The organism is Streptomyces sp. NPDC020996 (genome assembly GCF_040641355.1).
Taxonomy (GTDB): domain Bacteria; phylum Actinomycetota; class Actinomycetes; order Streptomycetales; family Streptomycetaceae; genus Streptomyces.
The window spans coordinates 81060-102849 of sequence record NZ_JBFADM010000014.1 but is presented as its reverse complement, the minus strand read 5'-3'; the positions used below and the strand labels follow the sequence as shown (position 1 = coordinate 102849).

22 protein-coding genes and 1 pseudogene are annotated in these 21790 nt (G+C 73.0%); 13 read left to right on the top strand and 10 right to left on the bottom strand.

Translation table 11 applies throughout. The features are described from left to right. Nucleotides 1-51 precede the first annotated feature (51 nt). From AB0G63_RS13380 to AB0G63_RS13370, 3 genes are all read right to left on the bottom strand, one after another. Entirely contained in the window at nucleotides 52-225 is a 174-nt protein-coding gene (locus tag AB0G63_RS13380) for a hypothetical protein (protein ID WP_360748943.1), read from the bottom strand. Between the two features lie 23 nt (nucleotides 226-248). Beyond that, a complete protein-coding gene (locus AB0G63_RS13375) occupies nucleotides 249-605 on the bottom strand; it encodes a PRC-barrel domain-containing protein (protein WP_360748940.1) in 357 nt (118 codons plus the stop codon). Between the two features lie 138 nt (nucleotides 606-743). After that, nucleotides 744-2189 carry a glyceraldehyde-3-phosphate dehydrogenase gene (locus AB0G63_RS13370; protein ID WP_360748938.1) on the bottom strand — a complete coding sequence of 482 codons (1446 nt, stop codon included), beginning with the start codon at nucleotides 2187-2189 and terminating at the stop codon, nucleotides 744-746. A 201-nt stretch (nucleotides 2190-2390) separates the two neighbouring features. Between AB0G63_RS13370 and AB0G63_RS13365 the strand changes: the two genes are divergently transcribed. After that, the gene (locus AB0G63_RS13365) at nucleotides 2391-2792 is read left to right on the top strand and encodes an SseB family protein (RefSeq protein WP_360748935.1); all 402 of its coding nucleotides are present in this window, start codon (nucleotides 2391-2393) and stop codon (nucleotides 2790-2792) included. Nucleotides 2793-2828: 36 nt separating this feature from the next. Here AB0G63_RS13365 and AB0G63_RS13360 read toward each other — a convergent pair whose 3' ends face one another. The 6 genes and pseudogenes from AB0G63_RS13360 to AB0G63_RS13335 form a co-directional block, all read right to left on the bottom strand. Then, complete coding sequence (locus tag AB0G63_RS13360) at nucleotides 2829-3230, bottom strand: MarR family transcriptional regulator (protein WP_360748932.1); 402 nt, start codon at nucleotides 3228-3230, stop codon at nucleotides 2829-2831. 86 nt (nucleotides 3231-3316) lie between these two features. Next, nucleotides 3317-3442: pseudogene (locus AB0G63_RS13355) on the bottom strand (glyoxalase); the annotation flags it as partial. Between the two features lie 31 nt (nucleotides 3443-3473). After that, nucleotides 3474-4505, bottom strand: a complete 1032-nt coding sequence (locus tag AB0G63_RS13350) for a LacI family DNA-binding transcriptional regulator (RefSeq protein WP_360748929.1) — start codon at nucleotides 4503-4505, stop codon at nucleotides 3474-3476. Further along, nucleotides 4502-5407 (bottom strand): carbohydrate ABC transporter permease, encoded by a 906-nt coding sequence (locus AB0G63_RS13345; protein ID WP_360748926.1) that lies wholly within the window; start codon nucleotides 5405-5407, stop codon nucleotides 4502-4504. Before AB0G63_RS13345 ends, AB0G63_RS13350 begins: the two co-directional genes overlap by 4 nt. Further along, nucleotides 5404-6327, bottom strand: coding sequence for a sugar ABC transporter permease (locus AB0G63_RS13340; protein WP_360748923.1), 924 nt, complete (start codon nucleotides 6325-6327; stop codon nucleotides 5404-5406). The genes AB0G63_RS13345 and AB0G63_RS13340 overlap by 4 nt, the downstream gene beginning before the upstream one ends. Next, a complete protein-coding gene (locus tag AB0G63_RS13335; RefSeq protein WP_360748920.1) occupies nucleotides 6324-7652 on the bottom strand; it encodes an extracellular solute-binding protein in 1329 nt (442 codons plus the stop codon). Before AB0G63_RS13335 ends, AB0G63_RS13340 begins: the two co-directional genes overlap by 4 nt. 234 nt (nucleotides 7653-7886) lie before the next feature. Here AB0G63_RS13335 and AB0G63_RS13330 point away from each other — a divergent pair, with 234 nt between their 5' ends. From AB0G63_RS13330 to AB0G63_RS13320, 3 genes are all read left to right on the top strand, one after another. Continuing rightward, a complete protein-coding gene (locus AB0G63_RS13330; RefSeq protein WP_360748917.1) occupies nucleotides 7887-9911 on the top strand; it encodes a beta-galactosidase in 2025 nt (674 codons plus the stop codon). Between the two features lie 137 nt (nucleotides 9912-10048). Then, the gene (locus tag AB0G63_RS13325; RefSeq protein ID WP_360748913.1) at nucleotides 10049-11608 is read left to right on the top strand and encodes a glycosyl hydrolase 53 family protein; all 1560 of its coding nucleotides are present in this window, start codon (nucleotides 10049-10051) and stop codon (nucleotides 11606-11608) included. Between the two features lie 186 nt (nucleotides 11609-11794). Next, nucleotides 11795-11941: a hypothetical protein gene (locus AB0G63_RS13320; protein ID WP_360748910.1), complete on the top strand. Its 147-nt coding sequence runs from the start codon at nucleotides 11795-11797 to the stop codon at nucleotides 11939-11941. A 51-nt stretch (nucleotides 11942-11992) separates the two neighbouring features. On the opposite strand, the gene AB0G63_RS13315 is transcribed toward AB0G63_RS13320, so the two are convergent. Continuing rightward, nucleotides 11993-12784 (bottom strand): ribonuclease BN, encoded by a 792-nt coding sequence (locus AB0G63_RS13315; RefSeq protein WP_360749003.1) that lies wholly within the window; start codon nucleotides 12782-12784, stop codon nucleotides 11993-11995. A 397-nt stretch (nucleotides 12785-13181) separates the two neighbouring features. On the opposite strand from AB0G63_RS13315, the gene AB0G63_RS13310 reads away from it, so the two are divergent. The 9 genes from AB0G63_RS13310 to AB0G63_RS13270 all read left to right on the top strand — a co-directional run bounded on the left by AB0G63_RS13310 (nucleotide 13182) and on the right by AB0G63_RS13270 (nucleotide 21781). Further along, a complete protein-coding gene (locus tag AB0G63_RS13310; protein WP_360748907.1) occupies nucleotides 13182-14144 on the top strand; it encodes an SMP-30/gluconolactonase/LRE family protein in 963 nt (320 codons plus the stop codon). Between the two features lie 148 nt (nucleotides 14145-14292). Beyond that, nucleotides 14293-14754: a fluoride efflux transporter CrcB gene (gene crcB, locus AB0G63_RS13305; RefSeq protein ID WP_360748904.1), complete on the top strand. Its 462-nt coding sequence runs from the start codon at nucleotides 14293-14295 to the stop codon at nucleotides 14752-14754. Continuing rightward, complete coding sequence (locus AB0G63_RS13300) at nucleotides 14751-15131, top strand: DUF190 domain-containing protein (RefSeq protein ID WP_360748901.1); 381 nt, start codon at nucleotides 14751-14753, stop codon at nucleotides 15129-15131. The genes crcB (AB0G63_RS13305) and AB0G63_RS13300 overlap by 4 nt, the downstream gene beginning before the upstream one ends. Further along, the gene (gene crcB, locus AB0G63_RS13295) at nucleotides 15128-15502 is read left to right on the top strand and encodes a fluoride efflux transporter CrcB (protein WP_360748898.1); all 375 of its coding nucleotides are present in this window, start codon (nucleotides 15128-15130) and stop codon (nucleotides 15500-15502) included. The genes AB0G63_RS13300 and crcB (AB0G63_RS13295) overlap by 4 nt, the downstream gene beginning before the upstream one ends. 71 nt (nucleotides 15503-15573) lie before the next feature. Then, complete coding sequence (locus tag AB0G63_RS13290; RefSeq protein ID WP_360748895.1) at nucleotides 15574-16410, top strand: undecaprenyl-diphosphate phosphatase; 837 nt, start codon at nucleotides 15574-15576, stop codon at nucleotides 16408-16410. Between the two features lie 121 nt (nucleotides 16411-16531). Next, complete coding sequence (locus AB0G63_RS13285) at nucleotides 16532-17251, top strand: FadR/GntR family transcriptional regulator (RefSeq protein WP_360748892.1); 720 nt, start codon at nucleotides 16532-16534, stop codon at nucleotides 17249-17251. A gap of 143 nt (nucleotides 17252-17394) precedes the next feature. Beyond that, a complete protein-coding gene (locus AB0G63_RS13280) occupies nucleotides 17395-18411 on the top strand; it encodes an asparaginase (protein WP_360748889.1) in 1017 nt (338 codons plus the stop codon). Between the two features lie 575 nt (nucleotides 18412-18986). Beyond that, nucleotides 18987-20381: a polyprenol phosphomannose-dependent alpha 1,6 mannosyltransferase MptB gene (gene mptB / locus AB0G63_RS13275; protein ID WP_360748886.1), complete on the top strand. Its 1395-nt coding sequence runs from the start codon at nucleotides 18987-18989 to the stop codon at nucleotides 20379-20381. Next, nucleotides 20381-21781 (top strand): glycosyltransferase family 87 protein, encoded by a 1401-nt coding sequence (locus AB0G63_RS13270; RefSeq protein WP_360749000.1) that lies wholly within the window; start codon nucleotides 20381-20383, stop codon nucleotides 21779-21781. The genes mptB and AB0G63_RS13270 overlap by 1 nt, the downstream gene beginning before the upstream one ends. The last annotated feature ends 9 nt before the right edge of the window (nucleotides 21782-21790 follow it).

Below are 21790 nucleotides of genomic sequence, written 5' to 3'. Positions count from 1 at the left end.
GATGACGCCGGCCGCGTGCCCGCGCCAGGCCGTCTGCCCGCCCTGCCGCCGTCAGCGGGTGATGCGGTGCTTCCTCCCGCCTCGGCGGAAGCGCACCGCCGCGTAGACGAGATCGACGCCGAGGACCACGGCGCCGATGATCAGAAGGTAGGACAGGCCCTGGGCGGCGAAGCCGATGATGCCCAGGACGAGGGCGACGAGAAGCAGGAAGAGGAAGAGGGTCATCGCGTCTCCGTCGGCCGGGTGCCTCAGCGGCGGCCGAGGCGCCGCTCGCCGCCGGCGCCCGGCGCGTAGGGCATCTCGTAGTGGGCGAAGACCCCGGGCTCCTCGGAGGCCGGCAGCTCGCCGTCGGTGTCGATCGACGGGGCCTTCTTGACCACGTCCTTGCCGTGGGCGACCTTGAGGTAGCCCGGGCCGACCGTCGCGCCGGGCAGGGGCACGAACACCAGACGGCGGCGGGTGGGCAGGCCGACGGTGACGGTGGCGAAGAAGGGCTGGTCGGTCTTCGTGTCCACGTAGACCGACTCCAGCTGGCCGATCCGGTGACCGTCCTGGTCCACGACATCGTGGCCCCGCCACTCACGGATATCAGACGCCTCGAACATAAGGACCTCCCGCCGCCGGAGTACCCCCGATCACGCCGCTGATGTCACGCGGTACCGACGGGCGCCGAACCCGTGCTGGAGCGTCCGGTGCGGGGCCCGCGACGGGGCTGGGTGCACCGGACGCTCCGTCCGGCCGGGTCAGACCGCCGGGCTCGGGAACGTCGGGTACTCCACCCCGGAGACGTGCTGGACGACGCGGATGACCTGGCAGGAGTAGCCGAACTCGTTGTCGTACCAGAGGTAGAGGATGGCGTTGTCGCCCTCGACCTTGGTGGCGCCCGCGTCGACGATCGAGGCGTGGCGCGAGCCGATGAAGTCGCTGGAGACCGCGTCGGGCGCCGTGGTGAAGTCGATCTGGCGCTTCAGTGGCGAGGTCAGCGACACCTCGCGCAGGTAGTCCAGGACCTCCTCGCGCGACGTCTCCCGCGCCAGCTGAAGGTTGAGGATCGCGATCGAGACGTCCGGGACGGGCACCCGGATCGAGCTGCCGCTGATCGGCGCCTTCAGGTCGGGCAGCGCCTTCGCGACGGCGGACGCCGCGCCGGTCTCGGTGATGACCATGTTGAGCGGCGCCGAGCGGCCGCGCCGGTCGGCCTTGTGGTAGTTGTCCAGCAGGTTCTGGTCGTTGGTGAACGAGTGGACGGTCTCCACGTGACCGCGCCGCACGCCGAACTCGTCGTCCATCGCCTTCAGCGGCGGCACGATCGCGTTGGTGGTGCAGGACGCGCAGGACAGGATCTGCTCGTCGGGCTTGATCGTGTCGTGGTTGACGCCGTGCACGATGTTCGGGACGTCGCCCTTGCCCGGCGCGGTCAGCACGACCTTGTCGATGCCGGGACGCAGGTGCTGCGAGAGGCCCGCGCGGTCGCGCCACTTGCCGGTGTTGTCGATGAGGATGGCGTTCTTGATGCCGTACGCGGTGTAGTCGACCTCGGACGGGTCGTTCGCGTAGATCACCTCGATCGCGTTGCCGTTGGCGTAGATCGTGCTGTTCGCCTCGTCGACGGTGATCGTGCCCTGGAACTGGCCGTGGATGGAGTCGCGGCGCAGCAGCGAGGCGCGCTTGACGAGGTCCTGCTCGCCGCCGCCGCGGACGACGATCGCGCGCAGCCGCAGGCCGTTTCCGGAGCCGGCCTTCTCGATGAGCAGGCGGGCCACCAGCCGGCCGATGCGCCCGAAGCCGTAGAGGACCACGTCGCGGCCCTCGCCGCGCTCGATCTTGTTGGCGCCCGTGGCGCCCGCGACGGCCTCGGCGGTGAACTGCTCCACGCTCAGACCGCGGTCGTCGGTCCGGTAGGTCGCGGCGAGCATGCCGATGTCGATCTGGGACGGACCGAGGTCGAGCGCGGTGAGCGCCTGGAGGAACGGCAGCGTCTCGGTGACCGAGAGCTCCTCACCGGCGATCTGCCGGGCGAATCGGTGGGTCTTGAGAATGCTGACCACCGACTTGTTCACCAGGGAGCGGCTGTGCAGCAGGACGTTGACGTCCCGCTCGCGGTGCAGCTTCCCGATGATCGGGATCATCGACTCCGCGATCTCCTCGCGGTGCTTCCAGTTGGTGAACGAGGCGTCGTTGACAGTCACAGGTTCATCTTTCGAGCTAGACGGCGCTCATATGTTAAACCCTCGCCGTCCGGTCGTTTCACACGGGGTGGCCGTTCCCCGTTCCGCGCAGGAATGGCCCCGTCCGGATCGGGTACGCGAGCAGGACCGTGCCCGGCGGGCGGTGTTGGCTGCGATCTTGTCCGGGGCGGGCCTACGACCATCGCTACCAGGGGATCTGCCATGGACACACCCGCGCATGACCACAACGTCACTCCGGCCAGGCGGGCGCTGGACGCACTGGCCGTCAACACCGACGACACGGCGGCGCTGGACACGCTGGCGAGCAGCGAGGTCCTCGTTCCCGTGCCCGACGACGCGACCCCGGAGGACATCGCCGATCCGTCCGCGGTGGCGCTGCCCGTCCTGGAGCAGCCGGGCGGCAACCCGGTGGTGCCCGTGTTCACCTCGGAGCCGGAGATGGTCGAGCTGCTGCCGTTCGTCTCCCGCTACCGCCTGGTGCCGCTGGGCGCGCTGGCCTCGCAGTGGCCGGCCGACGACCTGTCGCTGACCATAGACGCCGGCTCCGACCACCCGCTGACGCTCACCTCCGAGGGCGTGCGCACGCTGCTCGCCCGCCCGTAGGTCGCGAGGGCGTGTTCCGGGACACGCCCCCGCGGGTCACGGCGCGGTGCGGTCGTCCAGCATGCGGGTGAGCGCGGCGCGCTGCAGGGGCAGCGCGCGGCCGTGCACCTCGCGGCCCCTGGCGGTCAGGGCGACCCAGACGCCGCGCCGGTCCTCGGTGCACACGGAGCGCTCGACCAGGCCGTCCTTCTCGAGTCGGCCGATGAGCCGGGACAGCGCGCTCTGAGTGAGGTGGACCCGGCCGACGAGGTTCTGCACCCGGCAGTGGTCGCCGTGGGAGGGCGCCTCGGACGCGAGGAGGTCGAGCACCTCGAAGTCGCTCGCGCCGAGCCCGTGCGGGTGCAGGACCCGGTCGATCTCGCACATCGTGCGCGCGTGCACGGACAGGATGTCCCGCCACCGCTCCTCGAGCCGGGCGTCGGCCGTCTCAGCTGCCATACCCGCACGGTAACACCGGGTCCGCCACTCGTTGACTGCGCAACCAGTGCGGACGCATCCATTGCCCGGCACCCACCGGGGACGGCTCAGGCGGGCGGGTCCTGGAGCAGCCCGGCCCGGTTGCCGTCGGCGTCCTCCACGAAGGCGATCAGCCTGCCGTTGCCGACGTCCCGCATGTCCTGCACCACCTCGGCGCCCGCCTCCCGCAGCGCGGGTCGCGGCGAACGGGCGCCGCACACGCCGTCACGTCGACTCGCGCTTCACCAGTTCCGTCGGCAGGATCACCGCCGCCGGGTCCTCGCCGCCGATCTGGGCCAGCAGCACCCGGACCATCTCGGAGCTGATCCGGTCCCAGGGCTGGCGGATGGTGGTCAGTTCGGGGCGGGCGGCCAGCGCGGCCGGGGAGTCGTCGAAACCGCCGACCGCCACGTCCTCCGGCACGCGCCGCCCCGCCCGCTCCAGGGCCGTCAGCACACCCTGCGCCATCAGGTCGGAGGCGACGAACACCGCGTCCACGTCCGGGGCCTGCGCCAGCAGCCGCTCCGCGCCCGTCTCGCCGCTGGCCCGGCTGTAGTCACCGGAGACGATCAGCCGCTCGTCGGCCTCGATCCCCGCCTCGGCGAGCACCTCCTTGTAGCCGGCCAGCCGCTCCACACCGCCCGGGGTGTCCAGCGGCCCGGTGACCACGCCCACCCGCCGCCGCCCGAGCGACAGCAGGTGACGCACCATGTCCCGGGCGCCGTCCCGGTCGTCGGCGGCCACGTAACTGACCTTCGACCCCAGCCCGATCGGCTTGCCGCAGGCGACCAGCGGCACGCCCGCCGCCCGCAGCTCCTCGGCCACCGGGTCGCCGGAGTGGCTGGAGACCAGCAGCACTCCGTCCACGTGACCGGCGGTGATGTACCGCATGATGCGCCGGCGCTCGTCCTCGGTCCCCGCCAGCATCATCAGCAGCGGGATGTCGTGCGCGGCCAGCGCCTGGGTGCAGCCGCGCAGCAGGACGTTGAAGTTGGGATCCTCGAAGAAACGCTCCTGAGGTTCCGTCAGCAGGAAGCCGACCGAGTCCGACCGCCCGGTGATCAGCGAGCGGGCGTGCCGGTTGACGACGTAACCCGTCTTGCGGATCGCCGCGTTGACCGCGTCCTGCGCGGCCGGGCTGACGTAGTGCCCGCCGTTGAGGACGCGCGAGACGGTGCCCCGTGAGACTCCGGCCTCGCGCGCCACGTCGTGGATCGTCGGCGGTCTGCGTCGGCCCCCCGTGTTGCCCATGGTCATGACTTTACGGCCCCGGAGAGCAGATCGAGGCTCCAGAACCGTTGGACCACCAGGAACAGCGCGACCAGCGGGATCACCGCCAGGAACGCGCCGGTGATCACCAGCGTGTACAGCGCGGGCTGGTTGGAGCCCTGTTCGAGGAGGGTGTACAGACCGAGCGTGATCGGGAACTTCTCGTCGTCGCTGAGCATGATGTACGGCAGCAGGAAGTTGTTCCACACCGCCACGAACTGGAACAGGAACACCGTCACCAGGCCCGGCACCATCATCGGCAGCGCGATCCGGGTGAACACGCGCCACTCGCTCGCGCCGTCCATCCGCCCCGCCTCGACGATGTCGCCGGGCACGGCGGCGGCCGAGTAGATGCGCGCGAGGTAGACGCCGTACGGCGAGAGGATCTGCGGCAGCAGCACGGACCAGTAGGAGTCGGTGAGGTCCGCCTGCGCCAGCAGCAGGTACTGCGGGACGGCGAGGATGACCGGCGGCATGAGCACGCCGGCGAGGAGGACGTTGAAGACCGTCTCGCGGCCGCGGAAGCGGTAGACCGCGAGCGCGTAGCCGCTGACCGCCGACACGCACGTCGACAGCAGGGCGCCGAGACCGGCGTAGAGGGCGGAGTTGCCCATCCACTTCCAGTACACGCCGTCGCGGTAGGCGGTGAGGTCCTTGATGTTGTCGGCGAAGCCCGTGCCCGGCAGGAAGGTGAAGGTGGAGAACAGCTCGCGCCCGGACTTGGTGGACGCGATCACCACCCATGCCACCGGCAGCAGCGTGTAGAGGGCGCCGAGCACCAGGGTGACCGTCGGCACCCACGCGACCCGGGGGCGCGGCGGCGGGCCCGGCACGGTACCGGGCGTGGTCCCGGCCGTCGGCGCGGCCTTGCGGACGGCAAGAGAACTCATCGTGCTGCCTCCTGCTTCTGACGCCGGTTCGCGGCCCGCAGGAACCCGAAGGACAGCACGAGCGTGGCGAGGGCGATGATCACGGCCTCGGCGGCCGCCTGGTACACGTCACCGGTACGGAAGGCGTCCCGGTAGACCTTCATCAGCGGACTCCACGTCGTCGACACGGAGTTGGTGAGCGGTTTGAGGGTGGTCGGCTCGTTGAACACCTGGAGCGTGGCGATGATCGAGAAGAAGAAGGTCAGCACCAGCGAGGGAGCCACCATCGGGATCTTGATCCGCAGCGCGATCTGCAGCGGGGTGGCGCCGTCGAGCCTGGCCGCCTCGTACACCTCGGCCGGGATGGCCCGCAGCGAGGTGTAGATGACGATCATGTTGAAGCCGGTGCCGCCCCACACCGCGATGTTCGACAGGGCGAGGTAGAGCGGACCGCCGTCCAGCAGGTCCGGCTGCGGCAGCCCCAGCTTCGCGAGCAGGTAGTAGAACGGGCTGACGTCCGGCAGGTACAGGAAGCCCCACAGCAGCGCCGCAACGACGCCGGGGATGGCGTACGGCAGGAAGATCGCGAGCCGGGTGACGGGCGCGAGGCGCACCCGGTCGGAGTCGAGCATCAGGGCGAACAGCAGGGCGAGGCCGAGCATCACCGGCACGACGACGCAGCCGTAGCCGAGCACGCGCAGCGCGCCGTCCACCAGTTCGCTGTCGGTGAGGGCGTCGGTGTAGTTCTCCAGGCCGGCCCAGACCTCCTTGCGGGCGCCCGCGCCCAGGCCGAGGCCGGAGACGTGGACCTTGCGGAAGCTGAGCCACACCGCGTAGCCGATGGGCAGCGCGAAGAACAGGGCGAAGAGGGCCGTCGCGGGGAGAAGGAAGCCGTAAGGGGCCCCCTTCACCCCGTACGGCTTCCGGCGTGCGGCTTTCACTCGGAGACCTCGAAGCCCTGCTTCTTGAGGTCGGCGACCGTGGTGTCCTGCATCGTCTTCAAGGCCGCGGTGAAGTCCGACTTGTTCTTCGCGGCGGCGCCGAAGGCGTCGTTGAAGGCGGTGTAGGCGACGTTCACGTTCGGGCCCCAGGCGGAGGGCGCCGTGGTCTTCGCGATCTCGGCGGCCTTGGTGTAGAAGTCCGGCTGGTTGGCGAAGTAGGCCGGCGGGGTCGCGAAGGCGCCGCTGGTCTGGGCGTTCGTGGCGGCCGGGTAGATGCCGCTCTCCTTGGCCAGGGCCTGCAGGGCCTGGCCGTCGGTGTTGAGCCAGGCGGCGAACTTCGCGGCGGCCGCCTTGTGCGCGGAGTCGGTGGTGACCGCGACGGAGGAGCCGCCCCAGCTGCCGGTGACGTTCTCGCCCGCCGACCACTGGGGGAGCGGGGCCATGGCCCACTTGCCCTTGGTGTCGGGCGCGGCCGTGGTCAGCGTGCCCGGCGCCCACACGGCGGAGACCCAGGCGATCTGCTTGCCGGTGTTCAGCGCCTTGTTCCAGGCCGGGGTGTACATCGGCTGGTTGTCGACGGCGCCCTCCTTGACCAGACCGCCCCAGAAGCCGGCGACCTTGCGCGTCGCCGCGTCGTCGATGCCGACCTTCCACTTGTTCCCGGAGGTCGTCCACCACTTGGCGCCGGCCTGCTGGGCGAGGCCGGCGAAGAGGCCGGAGTCGTTGGCGGAGAAGGTGGTGAGGTCCTTGTCCGGGGCCTTCTTCTTCAGCGCGCGGGCGGTCCTGGCGAACTCGTCCCAGGTGGCGGGGACCTTCAGGCCGTACTTCTTGAAGAGGTCGGCGCGGTAGTAGAACATCATCGGCCCGATGTCCTGCGGGACGGCGTAGACCGCGTCCGTGCCGAGCGTGGTCTGCTGCCAGACGCCCTCGGCGAAGCTGCTCTTCGCGCCGCCGACCTCGCCGGATATGTCGGCCAGGGCGCCGTTGCTGACCAGCGTCGGCAGCGCCTGGTACTCGGCCTGCACCAGGTCGGGTGCCTTCTTCGCCTTGTGCGCGGTGAGGATCTTGGTGATCAGCGAGTCGCCGGAGGCCTGCTTCTTCACGGTGACCGTGATCTTGTCCTTCTTGCCCTGGCCCTTGTTCCACAGGTCGACGACCTTGTCCATGCCGGGCGTCCAGGTCCAGTACGTCAGCGAGACCGGACCGGATTCGGTGCCGCTGTCGTCGTCGGACGAGCCGCAGGCGGCGAGGGCGGTGGCGCCGAGGGCGACGGCGACGACGGTGGCGGTGCCTCTGACGAGCCGTCCGCGCTGGGTGTTGGGCATGGATCTCTCCCCTGACCTGGGGCCCCCGCCCACTGCGAGGACCAGCCATGGTGGTGCCGCGGCTCGCCTCCATGACCTCGGCCGGGGCTCGCTCGCGGTGCTTCTGTGAGCGTTCACAGTAGAGAAACATCCCGGACACTTGTCAATGGTTGTTGCTGTGCGGTTATGTTGGGCTCGCACGGCCGCCGCTGTGTGTGCACGTTCCCAAATGATCGATTAAACGGGAGAGATTCCATGCCGGAGACCACCCCCAGGGGCCTCACCGGGCTCGCCTTCGGCGGGGACTACAACCCCGAGCAGTGGCCGGAAAGCGTCTGGCAGGAGGACGTCCGGCTGATGCGGGAGGCCGGCGTCACGATGGTGAGCGTCGGGATCTTCTCCTGGGCCCTGCTGGAGCCCTCGCCGGGTGTGTACGACTTCGCCTGGCTGGACCGCGTCCTGGACCTGCTGCACGAGGGCGGCATCCGGGTCGACCTCGGCACGCCGACCGTGGCCCCGCCCGCCTGGTTCTACCGGGCCCACCCCGAGGCGCTGCCGGTCACCGAGGACGGCGTGCGCTACGAGTTCGGCTCCCGCGCCGCCATCTGCCACAGCAACGCCGACTACCGCGCGGCCGCGGCGGACATCACCACACGGCTCGCCGAGCGCTACGGCGACCACCCGGCGCTCGCGATGTGGCACGTGCACAACGAGTACGGCGTCCCCGTCTCGGCCTGCTACTGCGACTCCTGCGCCGCCCACTTCCGCCGCTGGCTGGCGGCGACGTACCGCACCGTCGACGCCGTCAACGACGCCTGGGGCACCGCCTTCTGGGGCCAGCGGTACGCCGGCTTCGACCAGATCAACCCGCCGCGCCGCACCCCGACCGTCGGCAACCCCGGCCAGGCCCTCGACTACCGGCGCTTCGCCGACGCCACCATGCGGGAGAACTTCCGTGCGGAACGGGACATCCTGCACCGCCTGTCACCGGGCGTGCCGGTCACCACCAACTTCATGACCGCGCTCAGCCAGTGCGACTCCGTCGACTACTGGGCCTGGGGCCGCGAGGTCGACATCGTCACCAACGACCACTACCTGATCACCGACGGCCGCCGCACCCACGTCAACCTCGCGATGGCCGCCGACCTCACCCGTTCGGTCGCCGGGGGCGCCCCCTGGCTGCTGCTGGAGCACTCCACGTCGGGCGTCAACTGGCAGCCCCGCAACCCCGCGAAGGCGCCCGGCCAGATGGCCCGCAACTCCCTCGCCCACGTGGCCCGCGGCTCCGACGGTGCGATGTTCTTCCAGTGGCGCCAGTCCCGGCGCGGCGCCGAGAAGTTCCACTCGGCGATGCTGCCGCACGGCGGCACCGAGACCCGCGTGTGGCGCGAGGTCGTCGAGCTGGGCGCGGCGATCGACTGCCTCGCCACCGTCCGCTCCACCCGCACCGAGGCCGACGTGGCCGTCCTGTGGGACTGGCAGTCCTGGTGGGCGCAGAACCTCCAGTGGCGCCCCAGCGAGGACCACGACCCGCGTGAGCGCGCCGACGCCTTCTACGAGGCCCTCTACGACCGCCACCTCACGGTCGACTTCGCGCACCCGGAAGCCGACCTGTCGAGGTATCCCCTTGTCGTCGTGCCCGCCCTGTACCTGATGACGAAGGCGGCCGGCGTCAATCTGGAGAGGTACGTCGACGGCGGCGGCACCCTCGTCGTCTCGTACTTCTCCGGCATCGTCGACGAGCACGACGCCGTCCACGAGGGTGCCTACCCGGGCCCGCTGAGGGACGTGCTCGGCCTGACCGTCGAGGAGTTCTCGCCGCTGCTGCAGGGGCAGTCGGTGCGGCTGGCCGGACCGGACGGCCGCGAGCTCGCCGCCGACGTGTGGAGCGAGTTCGTGGTCCCCGGCGGCGCCGAGACCGTGTGGACGTACGCCGACGGCCTGCCCGCGGGCCGCCCGGCGGTCACCCGCCACCGCCACGGCCGGGGCACCGCCTGGTACGTCTCCACCCGCCTCGGCGCCGACGGCCTGGACGCCCTGCTGGAGCGGGCCGCCGAGGACGCCGGCCTCGCGCCGCGCACCGACCTGCCCCGTGACGTGGAGGTCGTGCGCCGCACCGGCGAGTCGGGCAGCTACCTGTTCGCCGTCAACCACACCGCGTCGGACGCCAAGGTGCCGCTGGAGACGCACGGCACCGAACTGCTGACCGGCGAACGCGCCGCGGGCCGCCTCGCGGTCCCCGCGGGAGCCGTCCGGGTCGTACGACTCGACGGCCGGTGACTGTCCGGCACGACCCGCCGGACAGTCGCCGAGCAGGCTCCCCTCCGCCCGTGGAGCCGCGAGCCGCGGGCGGAGGGGCCTCCCTCACGTCACGAGGGAACCCACCCCCATTCACGTCGAAGGGACGACGGACGACGATGTTCCATCCCAGACGCACCCTCAGGGCCCTGCTGCTGCCGCTCGTGGCAGGGCTCGCCCTCACCGCCCTGCCCGCCACCACCGCACAGGCCGCCGCCACCCTCACCAACGGCGGCTTCGAGGCGGACGGCACCGGCGCGGCCACCCCCACCGGCTGGTCGGAGTACGGCAGCACCGGCGCCTCCTACACCGAGTCCGGCGGCCACGGCGGGAGCTACCGCCTGACGCACTGGGCGTCCTCCGCCTACAAGGTGGAGACGTACCAGTACCTGTCCGGGCTGGCGTCCGGCACCTACACGCTCACCGCCTGGGTCCGCTCCAGCGGCGGCCAGAACGCCGCCTACCTCTCGCTGAAGAACTGCGGCAGTGCCGAGCAGCGCACCGATCTCCCGGTGTCCACCAGCGACTGGGTGCGCGTCGTCACCTCCGTCGCGGTCACCGCCGGCCAGTGCACGATCAGCGTCACCTCCGACGCCAACGCCGGCAACTGGATCAACGTCGACGACCTGACCTTCGCCTCCGGCTCGACAGGCCTGTCCGTCAAGGGCGCCGACATCTCCTCCCTCGCCAAGAGCGAGGCGTACGGCGGCGTGTACCGGACCAGCTCTGGCACCGCCGGCGACGCGGTCACCATCCTGAAGAACGCCGGCATGAACTACGCGCGCCTGAAGGTCTGGGTGAACCCCGCCGACGGCTACAACGACAAGGCGCACGTGCTGGCCATGGCCAAGCGCGTCAAGGCGGCCGGCATGAAGCTGCTGGTCGACTTCCACTACTCGGACTCCTGGGCCGACCCGGGCAAGCAGAACAAGCCCGCCGCCTGGTCCGGCCACACCTACAGCCGGCTGAAGACGGACGTCTACAACCACACCTACGACGTCCTCAGCGCACTCAAGGCCCAGGGCACCACCGCCGACATGGTCCAGGTCGGCAACGAGATCAACGGCGGCATGCTGTGGTCAGAGGGCTCGACGAGCAACTGGACGCAGCTCGCCGGCCTGATCAACTCCGGCTACAGCGCGGTGAAGGCGGTCTCCTCCGGCACGCAGGTCGCGCTGCACCTCGCCAACGCGGGCGACGACGGCACGGTCCGCTGGTGGTTCGACAACGCCAAGACGTACGGGATCAACTACGACGTGATCGGCCTGTCGTACTACGGCTACTGGCACGGTTCCCTGGCCGCCGCCCAGACCACCCTCGACGACGCGGCCTCCCGCTACGGCAAGCCGGTGTTCATCGCCGAGACGGCCTACCCGTTCCGTCTGGACAGCGACGACTCGCTCACCAACATCATCGACACCACCGGCGAACTGGTCTCCGGCTACCCGGCCACCACGGCGGGCCAGCTGGCCTGGATGAACGCCGTCGCGAACATCGTCGAGGCGGTGCCCAACCACCGCGGCCTCGGCGTCTTCTACTGGGAGGCCACCTGGACCGCGGTCGACGGCAACGGCTGGGACCCCGCGGACGCGGCGTCCGGCAACGGCTGGGAGAACCAGGCGCTGTTCGGCTACGACGACAAGGCGCTCCCGGCCATGGCCTGGTTCACCCACCGCTGACCTCCTCAGTCCCTCCTGGGCGACGGGGCCCGGCCGCGGGGAGCGGCCGGGCCCCGTCGCCCGGCCCGGACGTTCGAGACGGGCCGGTAGGGACGGGCCGTATCCGGGTACTCGGATGCGCCGTACGAGCCGGAACTGACCGGACCGGACCGGAACGGACCGGATCGGACCAGACCAGGAGGCCTGATGAGCGAGCAGACACCGTCCCAGGCCGAGGGCGAGCGGGACGACATCTCACCCGCCGAGGAAGTGCCGCGCACCACGCCCTCCCAGGCCGAGGGCGAGCGCGACGAGGACGCCGAGGACGACGAGACGGGCGCGGAGCAGGGCTGAGCGGTCCGGCTGAGCGGTCCGGCTGAGCGGGCCGGCTGAGCGGGCCGCGGGTCACTCGGACGGACCCGGCTGCGCGGGGTCCGCGGAGCGGGCGGCGGCCGACGGCCCCCGCCCTCCGTGATGGTGCCGGGGCACCTGCCGGTCCGGCGGGTCGGCGTCCCAGAACCGCTCGCACAGCAGCCGGCCCACCAGCGCACCGCCGTAGACCACGAACCCCACGCCGACGAGCCAGGACTCCACCACCAGCACCGTGCCGACGGGGCCGTAACTGATCGCGTTGGTGACCAGGAGCGGGGTGAACACCAGGTAGGAGAACCAGCGCAGCCCGACCAGGCCCGCCATCGTGGCGATCGCGCCGGGCAGCAGGTGCCCCCATCCGACCTGCCGGTGCAGCAGGAAGTGCGGCCCCCACCAGAAGAACAGCACCCCCACCGCCATGCTGAGCGGGACGCGGGCGGGCCCCTGCAGCACGTTCCGGGTCTGGACCTGTGCGTACAGGTAGGCCATGAGCATGATCAGCCACACGGTCTGGCGCCACAGCCGGTGCCAGGGGCCGGCGGCCGTCCGCCAGATCCGCTCGTAGCCGTTCTGCACGCTCGCGGCGAAGGAGAGCCCGAACAGCGCCAGCAGCACGATGCTCAGCGCGCCGGTGGTGCTGACCACCTTGCTGGGCGGGGTGAAGACGTCCGACAGCGCCTTGGCGGACCGGCCGGACAGGTCCATGCCGTCCACCAGCCACAAGGCGAACCCGCCGTGCCCGAGCGGGTCCACGGCCGCGATCACGATCAGCAGCGGAGCCAGCGTGACCAGGGCCAGCGTGGCGAACCCCATGGCCCGGTGCATCAGCTCCAGCTCCCGGCCCCGCCGGGTCAGCTCCGCGAGCCCCAGCTGGTGCCATGCCGCGCGCGGCCGGAAGCGCCGGCCGTTCAACGCGGCCACCGCGGGCAGCAGGCTCCTCGGCCGGGGCGGCCGCCGGTACGCCGCCCGGGCGGACGCGACATGGGACCACCCCTTCTCCGACTTGCTCGCACACCGGACCGAGTGGCCGACGGCACGGACCCGTAAACCGGGCAGGACGACGCGGCGCGGACCCTGAACCGGGCCGGGTGACGCGGCACCGACCCGTGAACCGGGCCGGGTGACGTGGCACGGCGAGGGTACCCGGGCGCGTGCCGCGGTGCGCGGCACGAGGCGCGCGCAGCTGCCAGGATGGACCGTCCCGACAACGAGGGGGAGCCTCATGGACCGTCCCACCGCGCTCGTCCCGCGCCGGTACGTCGCGATCGGCGGACACGGCCCGGAGGACGTCGTCGCCGACGCCCGCGGCCGGGTGCTGACCGGCATCGAGGACGGCCGCATCCTGCGCGTCGACGGTCTGGCCGAGCCGTCGGCCGCCCGCGTCGAGGTGATCGCGGAGACCGGCGGCCGCCCGCTCGGCCTCGAACTCCTCCCCGACGACGCCCTGCTGGTGTGCGACGCCGAACTCGGGCTGCTGCGCGTCGGCCTCGACGACGGCGTCGTACGCATCCTGGCCGACTCGCTGGCGGGGGAGCGGCTGCGGTTCTGCAGCAACGTGGTCGCCCTGTCCGACGGCAGCGTGTACTTCACCGTCTCCAGCCGCCGCTACCCCCTGCGCCAGTGGATCGGCGACCTGGTCGAGAACACCGCGACCGGCCTGCTGCTGCGCCTCGCCCCCGGCAGCGAGACCCCCGAGGTGCTCCTGGACGGGCTTCGGTTCGCCAACGGGCTCGCGGTCGGCGCCGACGAGTCCTTCCTGGTCGTCGCCGAGACCGGGGCGTACCGGCTCACCCGCTACTGGCTCGACGGCCCGAAGGCGGGCACCGGCGAGCCCTTCGTCGAGAACCTGCCCGGCATGCCGGACAACATCTGGCGCGCCGGTCCCGAGGGCCCGATCTGGGTCTCCCTCGCCGGGCCCCGCATGCCGCCCCTGGACGCCCTGCACCGGGCCGCGCCCGCCGTGCGCCGGGCCGCCGCCCGCGTCGCCGTCCGCGCCCCCTTCCGCCCGAGCGGCACGATCGGCGTCGTCGCGGTCGACGACCGGGGCGCGACCGTCCACCACCTCGCCCGTCACCGCTCCGGCTTCCGCATGGTCACCAGCGTCTGCGAGGCCGCGGGCCACCTCGTGCTGGGCAGTCTGTGGGAGCGCGGGATCGCGCTGTGCGAGCCGCCGGCCGCGAAGTGACCCGGCTCCGGCCCGGGCGCTAACCTGGTGCCCGGCCGCGATCACCCCTCGCGGCACGGCGGTGGGGTCCGCCGCACCCGCGTCGCGGCCGGGGTGCCGCGGGCGGCGCCCGCGGACGGGGGCCCCGGCGAGTGGGAGACGTACGACCATGACAGCCCCGGACACCGAGGACCTGCGCGTCCTGCCCCGCCCCCCGCGAAGGTCTGCCTGGCGCGAGCAGGCGCCCGTCGTCGCGGTGGTCGCGCTCGGCGGCGCCGCCGGCGCCACGGCCCGGTACGCGGCGGCCCGCTGGTGGCCCGCCCCGCCGGGCGGCTTCCCCTGGGCGACCTTCTGGACCAACGTCGTCGGCTGCGCCGTGATCGGCGTGTTCATGGTCGTCATCACCGACGTGTGGGCCGCCCACCGCCTGGTGCGCCCCTTCTTCGGCACCGGCGTCCTCGGCGGCTTCACCACCTTCTCGACGTACGCCGTCGACATCCAGAAGCTCATCGACGGCGGCCACCCCCGCACCGGGCTGGCCTACCTCGCGGCGACCGTGCTCGCGGCGCTCGCGGCGGTGTGGCTCGCGGTGACCGCGGCCCGCCGGGCCCTGAAGTGGAGGCAGCCATGACGCGGCTGACCGGCCGCGCCCTGCGCGTGACCGTCTTCATCGGCGAGAACGACACCTGGCACCACAAGCCCCTGTACGCGGAGATCGTGCACCGCGCCCACGCGGCCGGCCTGGCCGGCGCCAGCGTCTTCCGCGGCATCGAGGGCTTCGGCGCCTCCTCGCTGATCCACACCTCGCGGCTGCTGTCCCTGAGCGAGGACCTGCCGGTCGCGATCGTGATCGTGGACACCGAGCAGCGCGTCCGCGCCTTCCTCCCACAGCTGGATGAACTCGTCGACGAGGGGCTCGTCATCCTCGACGACTGCGAGGTCATCCGGTACGTCGGCCGTGACCCCGGCCCGTCCGCCGCCGGTCCGGAGGGTAAGAAGTCGTTGTGAACTGGCTGCTGGTCGCGGTGGGCGCGATGGTCGGCGCGCCGCTGCGCTACCTCACGGACCGGGCGGTGCAGTCCCGGCACGACTCGGTCTTCCCCTGGGGCACCTTCGTGGTGAACGTCACGGGCTGCCTGGTCCTGGGCCTGCTGACCGGCGCGGTCGCCTCCGGAGCAGCCGGTTCCCACCTGCAGCCGCTGATCGGCACCGGTCTGTGCGGGGCCCTGACGACCTACTCGACCTTCTCCTACGAGACCCTGAGGCTGACCGAGACCGGGGCGGGGCTCTACGCTGCCGCCAACGTCGTCGGGAGTGTCGCCGCGGGCCTCGGTGCGGCATTCGCCGGGGTCTGGGCCGCCCAGGCGCTCTGGGCGTAGTCATCCGGCCACACCGGCACGTAGTAAGACTGTCCGCACCACCTGTCACCAACTCCTCAGAACTGGATCCCATGAGCGTCATCAGCGTCGGTCAGGCCGTCGTCCTCGGAGCCGTCGAGGGAGTGACCGAGTTCCTCCCCGTCTCCTCCACCGGGCATCTGAAGATCACCGAGGGGCTCATGGGGATCCCCGTCGACGACGACGCCGTCGTCGGTTTCTCGGCCGTCATCCAGGTCGGCGCGATCGCCGCCGTGCTCGTGTACTTCTTCAAGGACATCGTGCGGATCGTCTCCGCCTGGGGCCGCGGACTGGCCAACAAGGAGGAGCGGTACCACCACGACTACAAGTTCGCCTGGTGGGTGATCTACGCGACCATCCCGATCGTGGTCGTCGGCCTGGCCGCCAAGCCGCTCATCGAGGGCCCGCTCGCCTCCCTGTGGGTGGTCGCCGGCTCGCTGATCGTCGGCAGCGGTGTGATGTGGGCGGCCGACCAGATGGGCCGGCACAAGCGCGGTGAGGACGACACCTCGCTCAAGGACGCGATGCTGGTCGGCAGCTCGCAGATCCTCGCCCTGCTCTTCCCCGGCTTCTCCCGCTCCGGCGCCACCATGTCCACGGCGCTGATCCTCGACCTGGACCGCGTCGCCGCCACCCGGCTCTCCTTCTTCCTCGGCATCCCCGCCCTGACCGGCGCCGGACTGTACGAACTCAAGGACGCCCTGGGCACGGGGGTGGGCGCCGCCCCGCTCGCCGTCGGCACGATCGTCTCCTTCGTCGTCGCCTACGCCTCCATCGCCTGGCTGCTGAAGTTCGTCGCCAAGCACTCCTTCAACGCCTTCGTGCTCTACCGCCTCGTGGTGGGCGCGCTGCTGCTCGGCCTGCTGGCCACCGGCACCATCGACAGCTGACCCACGCTCAGCCGACCCACGCCGGGGCGTGCGGCCGGCCGGCCCTGTCCGGCCGCCCGCCCGCCCCGGCGAACCGCCCGCCCGCTTGACATCCGCCCGCCACGCCCGGACCATCACTCCCGTGAACCTGTCAGACAGCCAGACAGCCTTCCGGGTGCCGCGGCGCGTGAGCGCCATGGAAGCGGTGCTCGGCCATCTGCGCGACGCCATCGAGCGCGGCGAGTACGCCGTGGGCGACAAGCTGCCCTCGGAGGCGGAGCTGTGCCGCAGCCTCGAGGTCAGCCGGCCGGTGCTGCGCGAGGCGCTGCGCGCCCTGCAGACGATGGGGCTGACGGTCTCCAGGACCGGCAAAGGCACCTTCGTCGTCGCCAGTGCCGTCCAGGACCCGACCTTCGGCGACTACGCGGCCGGCGACCTGATGGAAGTGCGCCGGCACGTGGAGATCCCGGTGGCGGGCTACGCGGCCACCCGCCGCACCCCCGAGGACCTCGACCACCTGACGCATGTGCTGCGTCGGATGGAGGAGGAGACCGACACCACCTCCTGGGTCGCGCTCGACACGCTGTTCCATCTCGCCGTCGCCCAGGCCGCCCGCAACCCGGTCTTCCGCCGGGTCATCGAGGAGATCCGCGACGCGCTGGCGCGTCAGTCGGCGTTCCTCAACGAACTGGGCGGACGCCGCGAGCAGTCCAACCGCGAGCACCGGGCGATCGTCGAGGCGCTGATCGCCGGTTCGGCCACCGACGCGGCCGCCGCGATGAGCCACCACCTCGACCGCGTCGAGACGACCCTCACCGACATCGTGCGGCCCCCGCGCACGGAGGCCGGCCCCCGGGCGTGAACCAGGCCCGTCCCGCACGAGGACGCCGCCGAGCCGGCGTGCGACCCGCGCGCCGCTCCCCGAAGAAGGGCGTGCGATCCGCGCCCCGCTCCCCGAAGAAGGGCGTGCGACCCGCGCGCCGCTCCCCGAAGAAGAAGGCAGTGATGCACAACAGTCCCGTCGCCGAGGCGCCCCCGATCCGCGAACCCCGCCACGCACCCGTCGCCCACCTCGTCCGCGGCGGGCTCGTCGAGGGCGTCCACCACGGCTCCGTCGTCGTCCTCGGCGCCGACGGCGAGGCCGGGCTGCGGATCGGCGACACCGAGGCCGCCTTCTACCCGCGGTCCGCCCTCAAGCCCCTCCAGGCGGTCGCCATGGTCCGGGCCGGCCTCCCGCTCGACGGGGAACTGCTGGCGCTCACCGCGGCCAGCCACTCCGGCGAGGAACGCCACCTCGCCGGGGCCCGGCGGATCCTGGAACGCGCCGGGCTCACCGAGGACCGGCTGCGCAACGTGCCCGACCTGCCGTTCGCCCCGGTCGTCCGGGACAGCTGGGTGCGCCAGGGCCGCCACCCCTCCAGCCTCGCGCAGAACTGCTCCGGCAAGCACGCGGCCATGCTCCTCACCTGCACGCTCAACGGCTGGTCCCTCGACGACTACCTCGACCCGCGGCACCCCCTCCAGCAGGCGATCGCGGAGATCGTCGAGGACCTCACCGGCCAGCGTGTCGCGCGGGTGACCGTCGACGGCTGCGGCGCGCCCCTGTTCGCCGTCTCCCTGCACGGTCTCGCCCGCGCCGCCGCGCGCATCGCCGGCGCCGCCCCCGGCACCCCCGAGGCCCGGGTCGCCGACGCGATGCGCGGCCACCCCGAGATGGTTTCCGGGGCCGGACGGGACGTCGCGGCGCTCATACGGGCGGTGCCCGGGCTGCTGGCCAAGGACGGCTTCGAGGGCGTCCAGGTCGCCGCGCTCCCGGACGGCCGCGCCGTCGCGGTGAAGATCGCCGACGGCGCCGACCGGGCACGTGTCCCGGTCGCCGCGGCCGCCCTGGCCCGGGCCGGCGTCGACCCGGCGGCGCTCGTTCCGTTCGGGGGTGCGCCGGTGTTGGGTGGTGGTCGGCCGGTCGGTGAGGTCCGTCCGGTCCGTGCCCTGGTTCTGGAGAGCCTGTCGGCCTGCGTCTGACGGTGGCGGCCTGTCGGCGCGCGGGCTGTGTGTCTGGGTGAGGCCGGCCGGGCGTGTCCTGGTCGCCTTGGCGCGGGTCGGTGCCGGCCCGGTGGCGCTCGTTCGGTTCGGGGGTGCGCCGGTGCCGGGGACGGCCAGCCGGTTGATGCGATGTTCCGGTCCGTTCCCCCGCCCCGACCGGCCTGACGGCCTGCGTGTCACGGTGGCGGCCTGTCGGCCCGTCCTGTCCTGCCCCGGGGGCGGCACCCGACGTCCCGGCCGTCGCCGCCGGTGGCGGTGGGAACGGGCTCCAGGTGCCGGCCCGTGCCGGTGTCCCGCGACTGGCGTACGGGGCGGAGGCACCCTCGCCGTCGGTGCCCCGCACCTCCCGGAACGCGGAGGGCGCTTTCGCGTCACGGCTGACGGTCCGCCGCCCGCGACTGCCGGACGCTGCCCGGAACGGGCGGATCTGGGCCGAGCAGTCCCGGCCGGGGTGCCCGCGCCGATCACGCGGCGGTCACGTGCGCGCCCCCGGCCGGAGGGTGAGGCGTCGTCTTCCGGCCATGTGGCGCCGCCACGCTGTCCGCGTGCCGGTCATGGCTTCTCCCGTCGATCTCCGCCGCTGTCAGCTCCTGGGGCTGACCGGCACCGCCTGCGTCGCGCTGGGCGGTGAGACGGCCGGCGCGCTGCCCGTGCGCGAGCTGCCCGCCCCCGCCGACGCCCGCGCCGCCCTCGGCCTGGTCGGCGCGTACTTCGGCGTGGTGCTGCTGATCGCGGCCTGGGTCCTGCTGGGCCGGTTGGTGCGCGGCGCCGAGCCGCCCACCCCGCGGGCCCTGGTGCTCGTCCTCGCCGTGTGGGCCGCGCCTCTGCTGCTCGCCCCGCCGCTGTTCAGCCGGGACGTCTACAGCTACCTCGCCCAGGGCGCCATGGCCGACGCCCACATCGACGTCTACGCGTACGGCCCCGACCGGCTCGGCGGCCCGCTCGCCGAGGAGGTCGCCCCGCCGTGGCGGCACACCGGCGCCCCTTACGGCCCGGTGTTCCTCGCCGTCGCCTCCGCCCTGTCCGCGGCGACCCGGGGGGAACTCCCCGCGGGCCTGGCCGGGATGCGGCTCGTCGCGCTGGCCGGGGTGGGGCTGATGGCGGCCGCGCTGCCCCGCCTCGCCCGGCACAGCGGCGCCGACCCGGCCGCCGCCCTCTGGCTCGGCGCCCTCAATCCGCTGGTGCTGCTGCACCTGGTCGCGGGCGCCCACAACGACGCCCTCATGCTCGGCCTGCTCGGCGTGGGCCTGGTGGCCGCGCTCGGCGGCCGGCCGGTCCTGGGCGCCGTGCTGGTCACCCTCGCCGCCCTGGTCAAGGTGCCGGCCGTGCTCGGGCTCGCCGCGGTGGCCGTGCTGCACGCGCGCGCCGGAGCGCGTCCGCCGCGGGCCGTGCTGACCGCGGCCGCCGCGGCCGCCGCCACGACAGTCGTCGCGACGGCCGTCGCAGGCACCGGATACGGCTGGACGCGCGCCCTCGACACCCCCGTATCACCGCGGAACTGGGCTCTCACCAGCCTGCTCGGCCGCGCCACCCGTGCTGTGCTGGCCCGGCTCGGCAGCGATCTGGCGCACCTGGCCGTCCCGGCCTGGCACCTGCTCGGCCTGGCCGTCACCGCGCTCCTGACCGCGGCCCTGTGGCGGCGGCTGCGCCCGCGGCCGGTGTACGCCCTCGGCCTGAGCCTGGCCGCCCTGGCCGCGTTCGGGCCCGCCGTCCGCCCGTGGTACGCCCTGTGGGGGCTGTTCCTCATCGCCGCCGCGACCCCCGGCACTCCGGTACGGCACCGGGTGACGGCCGTGACCGGTGTGCTCGCTCTCGCCGTCCTGCCCGACGGCGGCCCCGCGGACGCGGGCCGGCTGCTGCTCGCCGGCTGCGGCGGCGCGCTCGCGGCGGTGGTGCTGTGGCAGGCCCACCAGACGGCACAGGCGCCCGCCCTGGGGCGCACGGCGTGATCATCCGCCCCCGCACCGACCGCGGCCGGCTCCTGCTGGTCCTCGCCCTCTGCACGGCCGTCACCGCCTTCACCGCGACCGTGCCGCTGCTGCGCGACTGGTTCGACCTGCGCGTCTACCACGGGGCCGTCGACGCCTGGGTCCACCACGGCCGGGGGCTCTACGCCTACCGGGTGCCGGGGACGGGCTACGGCTTCACCTACCCGCCGTTCGCCGCCGTCGTCATGCTGCCCATGGCCTTCGTGGGGCTGCGCACCGCGATCCTGGTCGCCCTGCTGCTCGACCTGGCCGCCCTGGCGCTGGTCGTGCACCTGCTGACCGGCGGTGCCTGGCGGCGCTGGGGCTGGTACGGCTGCGCCCTGGCCGGCTGCGCGCTCGCGCTGTTCGAGCCGCTGCGCGACACCGTCAGCTTCGGCCAGGTCAACCTCCTGCTGCTGGGCCTGGTGCTCGCCGACGGACGGCTGCTCGGCAGCGAGCGGTGCCGCTGGGCCGGGGTGGGCATCGGTCTCGCCGCCGCGGTGAAGCTCACGCCCGCGCTCTTCATCGGCCTGCTCCTGCTCACCCGCCGGTGGCGCGCCGCCGCGGTCGCGGCCGGCGTCGCCGCTGGGGCGACGGCACTGGCCGCGTGGGCCGCGCCCGGCGCCTCCCGCCTGTACTGGACCCGGGCGCTGTGGGACACCGGCCGGGTGGGCCGCCTCGACTACGTCTCCAACCAGTCCCTGCAGGGCGTCCTGGCCCGCCTCGGCGAGCCGGGGCGGGCCTGGTGGGCGGCGGCGGTCGTGTGCGTCCTGGGCGTCTGGGCGTGGCGCGCCCGCCGGGCGGCCGCGGCGGGCGACCGGACGGCCGCGTTCGCCCTCACGGCACTGGCCGCCTGCCTGGTCAGTCCGGTCACCTGGGTGCACCACCTGGTGTGGCTGCTGCCGTCCTTCGCCGTCCTGCTGCGCACCGGGCACCCGCGCGTGGCGGGCGGCCTGTACGCCGTGCTGTGCACGAGCGTGGTGTGGCTGTGGGTCGACGACGCGTCCGGCGTCGACGGGTTCCTCGGCGGCAACGCCTACGCCTGGATCACCCTCGGCCTGCTGCTGTGGCTGCCCGCCGGTCAGCTCCCGGACGGGCGCCGGCAGATGCCGCGCAGGACCAGCGCCATCACGCCGGCGCCGAGGACCGCGGCCGCTGCGACGAGCCCCGCCTCGGGCCAGCCCGGTGCGCGGTCCGCCGGGACCGCGCGGGCCACCGGTGCGGCGGGGGCCGCGGGCCGGGAAGCCGCGGGCCGGGGGGCCGGCGACGCGACGGTGGCCCCCTGCAGCGGCCGCGTGGGCCGCGGGTCCAGTGAGCCCACCGGGTCCACCCGGCCGGCCGCGTCGAATCCCCAGTCGAGCAGTTCGCGGGCCTCCTCGTAGACGGCGAAC

Excerpts from the sequence above, each read along its gene's own strand:
- AB0G63_RS13380 (WP_360748943.1), bottom strand. The coding sequence starts at position 225 with ATGACCCTCTTCCTCTTCCTGCTTCTCGTCGCCCTCGTCCTGGGCATC.
- AB0G63_RS13375 (WP_360748940.1), bottom strand. The coding sequence starts at position 605 with ATGTTCGAGGCGTCTGATATCCGTGAGTGGCGGGGCCACGATGTCGTG.
- AB0G63_RS13365 (WP_360748935.1), top strand. The coding sequence starts at position 2,391 with ATGGACACACCCGCGCATGACCACAACGTCACTCCGGCCAGGCGGGCG.
- AB0G63_RS13360 (WP_360748932.1), bottom strand. The coding sequence starts at position 3,230 with ATGGCAGCTGAGACGGCCGACGCCCGGCTCGAGGAGCGGTGGCGGGAC.
- AB0G63_RS13350 (WP_360748929.1), bottom strand. The coding sequence starts at position 4,505 with ATGACCATGGGCAACACGGGGGGCCGACGCAGACCGCCGACGATCCAC.
- AB0G63_RS13345 (WP_360748926.1), bottom strand. The coding sequence starts at position 5,407 with ATGAGTTCTCTTGCCGTCCGCAAGGCCGCGCCGACGGCCGGGACCACG.
- AB0G63_RS13335 (WP_360748920.1), bottom strand. The coding sequence starts at position 7,652 with ATGCCCAACACCCAGCGCGGACGGCTCGTCAGAGGCACCGCCACCGTC.
- AB0G63_RS13330 (WP_360748917.1), top strand. The coding sequence starts at position 7,887 with ATGCCGGAGACCACCCCCAGGGGCCTCACCGGGCTCGCCTTCGGCGGG.
- AB0G63_RS13325 (WP_360748913.1), top strand. The coding sequence starts at position 10,049 with ATGTTCCATCCCAGACGCACCCTCAGGGCCCTGCTGCTGCCGCTCGTG.
- AB0G63_RS13320 (WP_360748910.1), top strand. The coding sequence starts at position 11,795 with ATGAGCGAGCAGACACCGTCCCAGGCCGAGGGCGAGCGGGACGACATC.
- AB0G63_RS13315 (WP_360749003.1), bottom strand. The coding sequence starts at position 12,784 with ATGCACCGGGCCATGGGGTTCGCCACGCTGGCCCTGGTCACGCTGGCT.
- AB0G63_RS13310 (WP_360748907.1), top strand. The coding sequence starts at position 13,182 with ATGGACCGTCCCACCGCGCTCGTCCCGCGCCGGTACGTCGCGATCGGC.
- crcB (WP_360748904.1), top strand. The coding sequence starts at position 14,293 with ATGACAGCCCCGGACACCGAGGACCTGCGCGTCCTGCCCCGCCCCCCG.
- AB0G63_RS13300 (WP_360748901.1), top strand. The coding sequence starts at position 14,751 with ATGACGCGGCTGACCGGCCGCGCCCTGCGCGTGACCGTCTTCATCGGC.
- AB0G63_RS13290 (WP_360748895.1), top strand. The coding sequence starts at position 15,574 with ATGAGCGTCATCAGCGTCGGTCAGGCCGTCGTCCTCGGAGCCGTCGAG.
- AB0G63_RS13280 (WP_360748889.1), top strand. The coding sequence starts at position 17,395 with ATGCACAACAGTCCCGTCGCCGAGGCGCCCCCGATCCGCGAACCCCGC.
- mptB (WP_360748886.1), top strand. The coding sequence starts at position 18,987 with ATGGCTTCTCCCGTCGATCTCCGCCGCTGTCAGCTCCTGGGGCTGACC.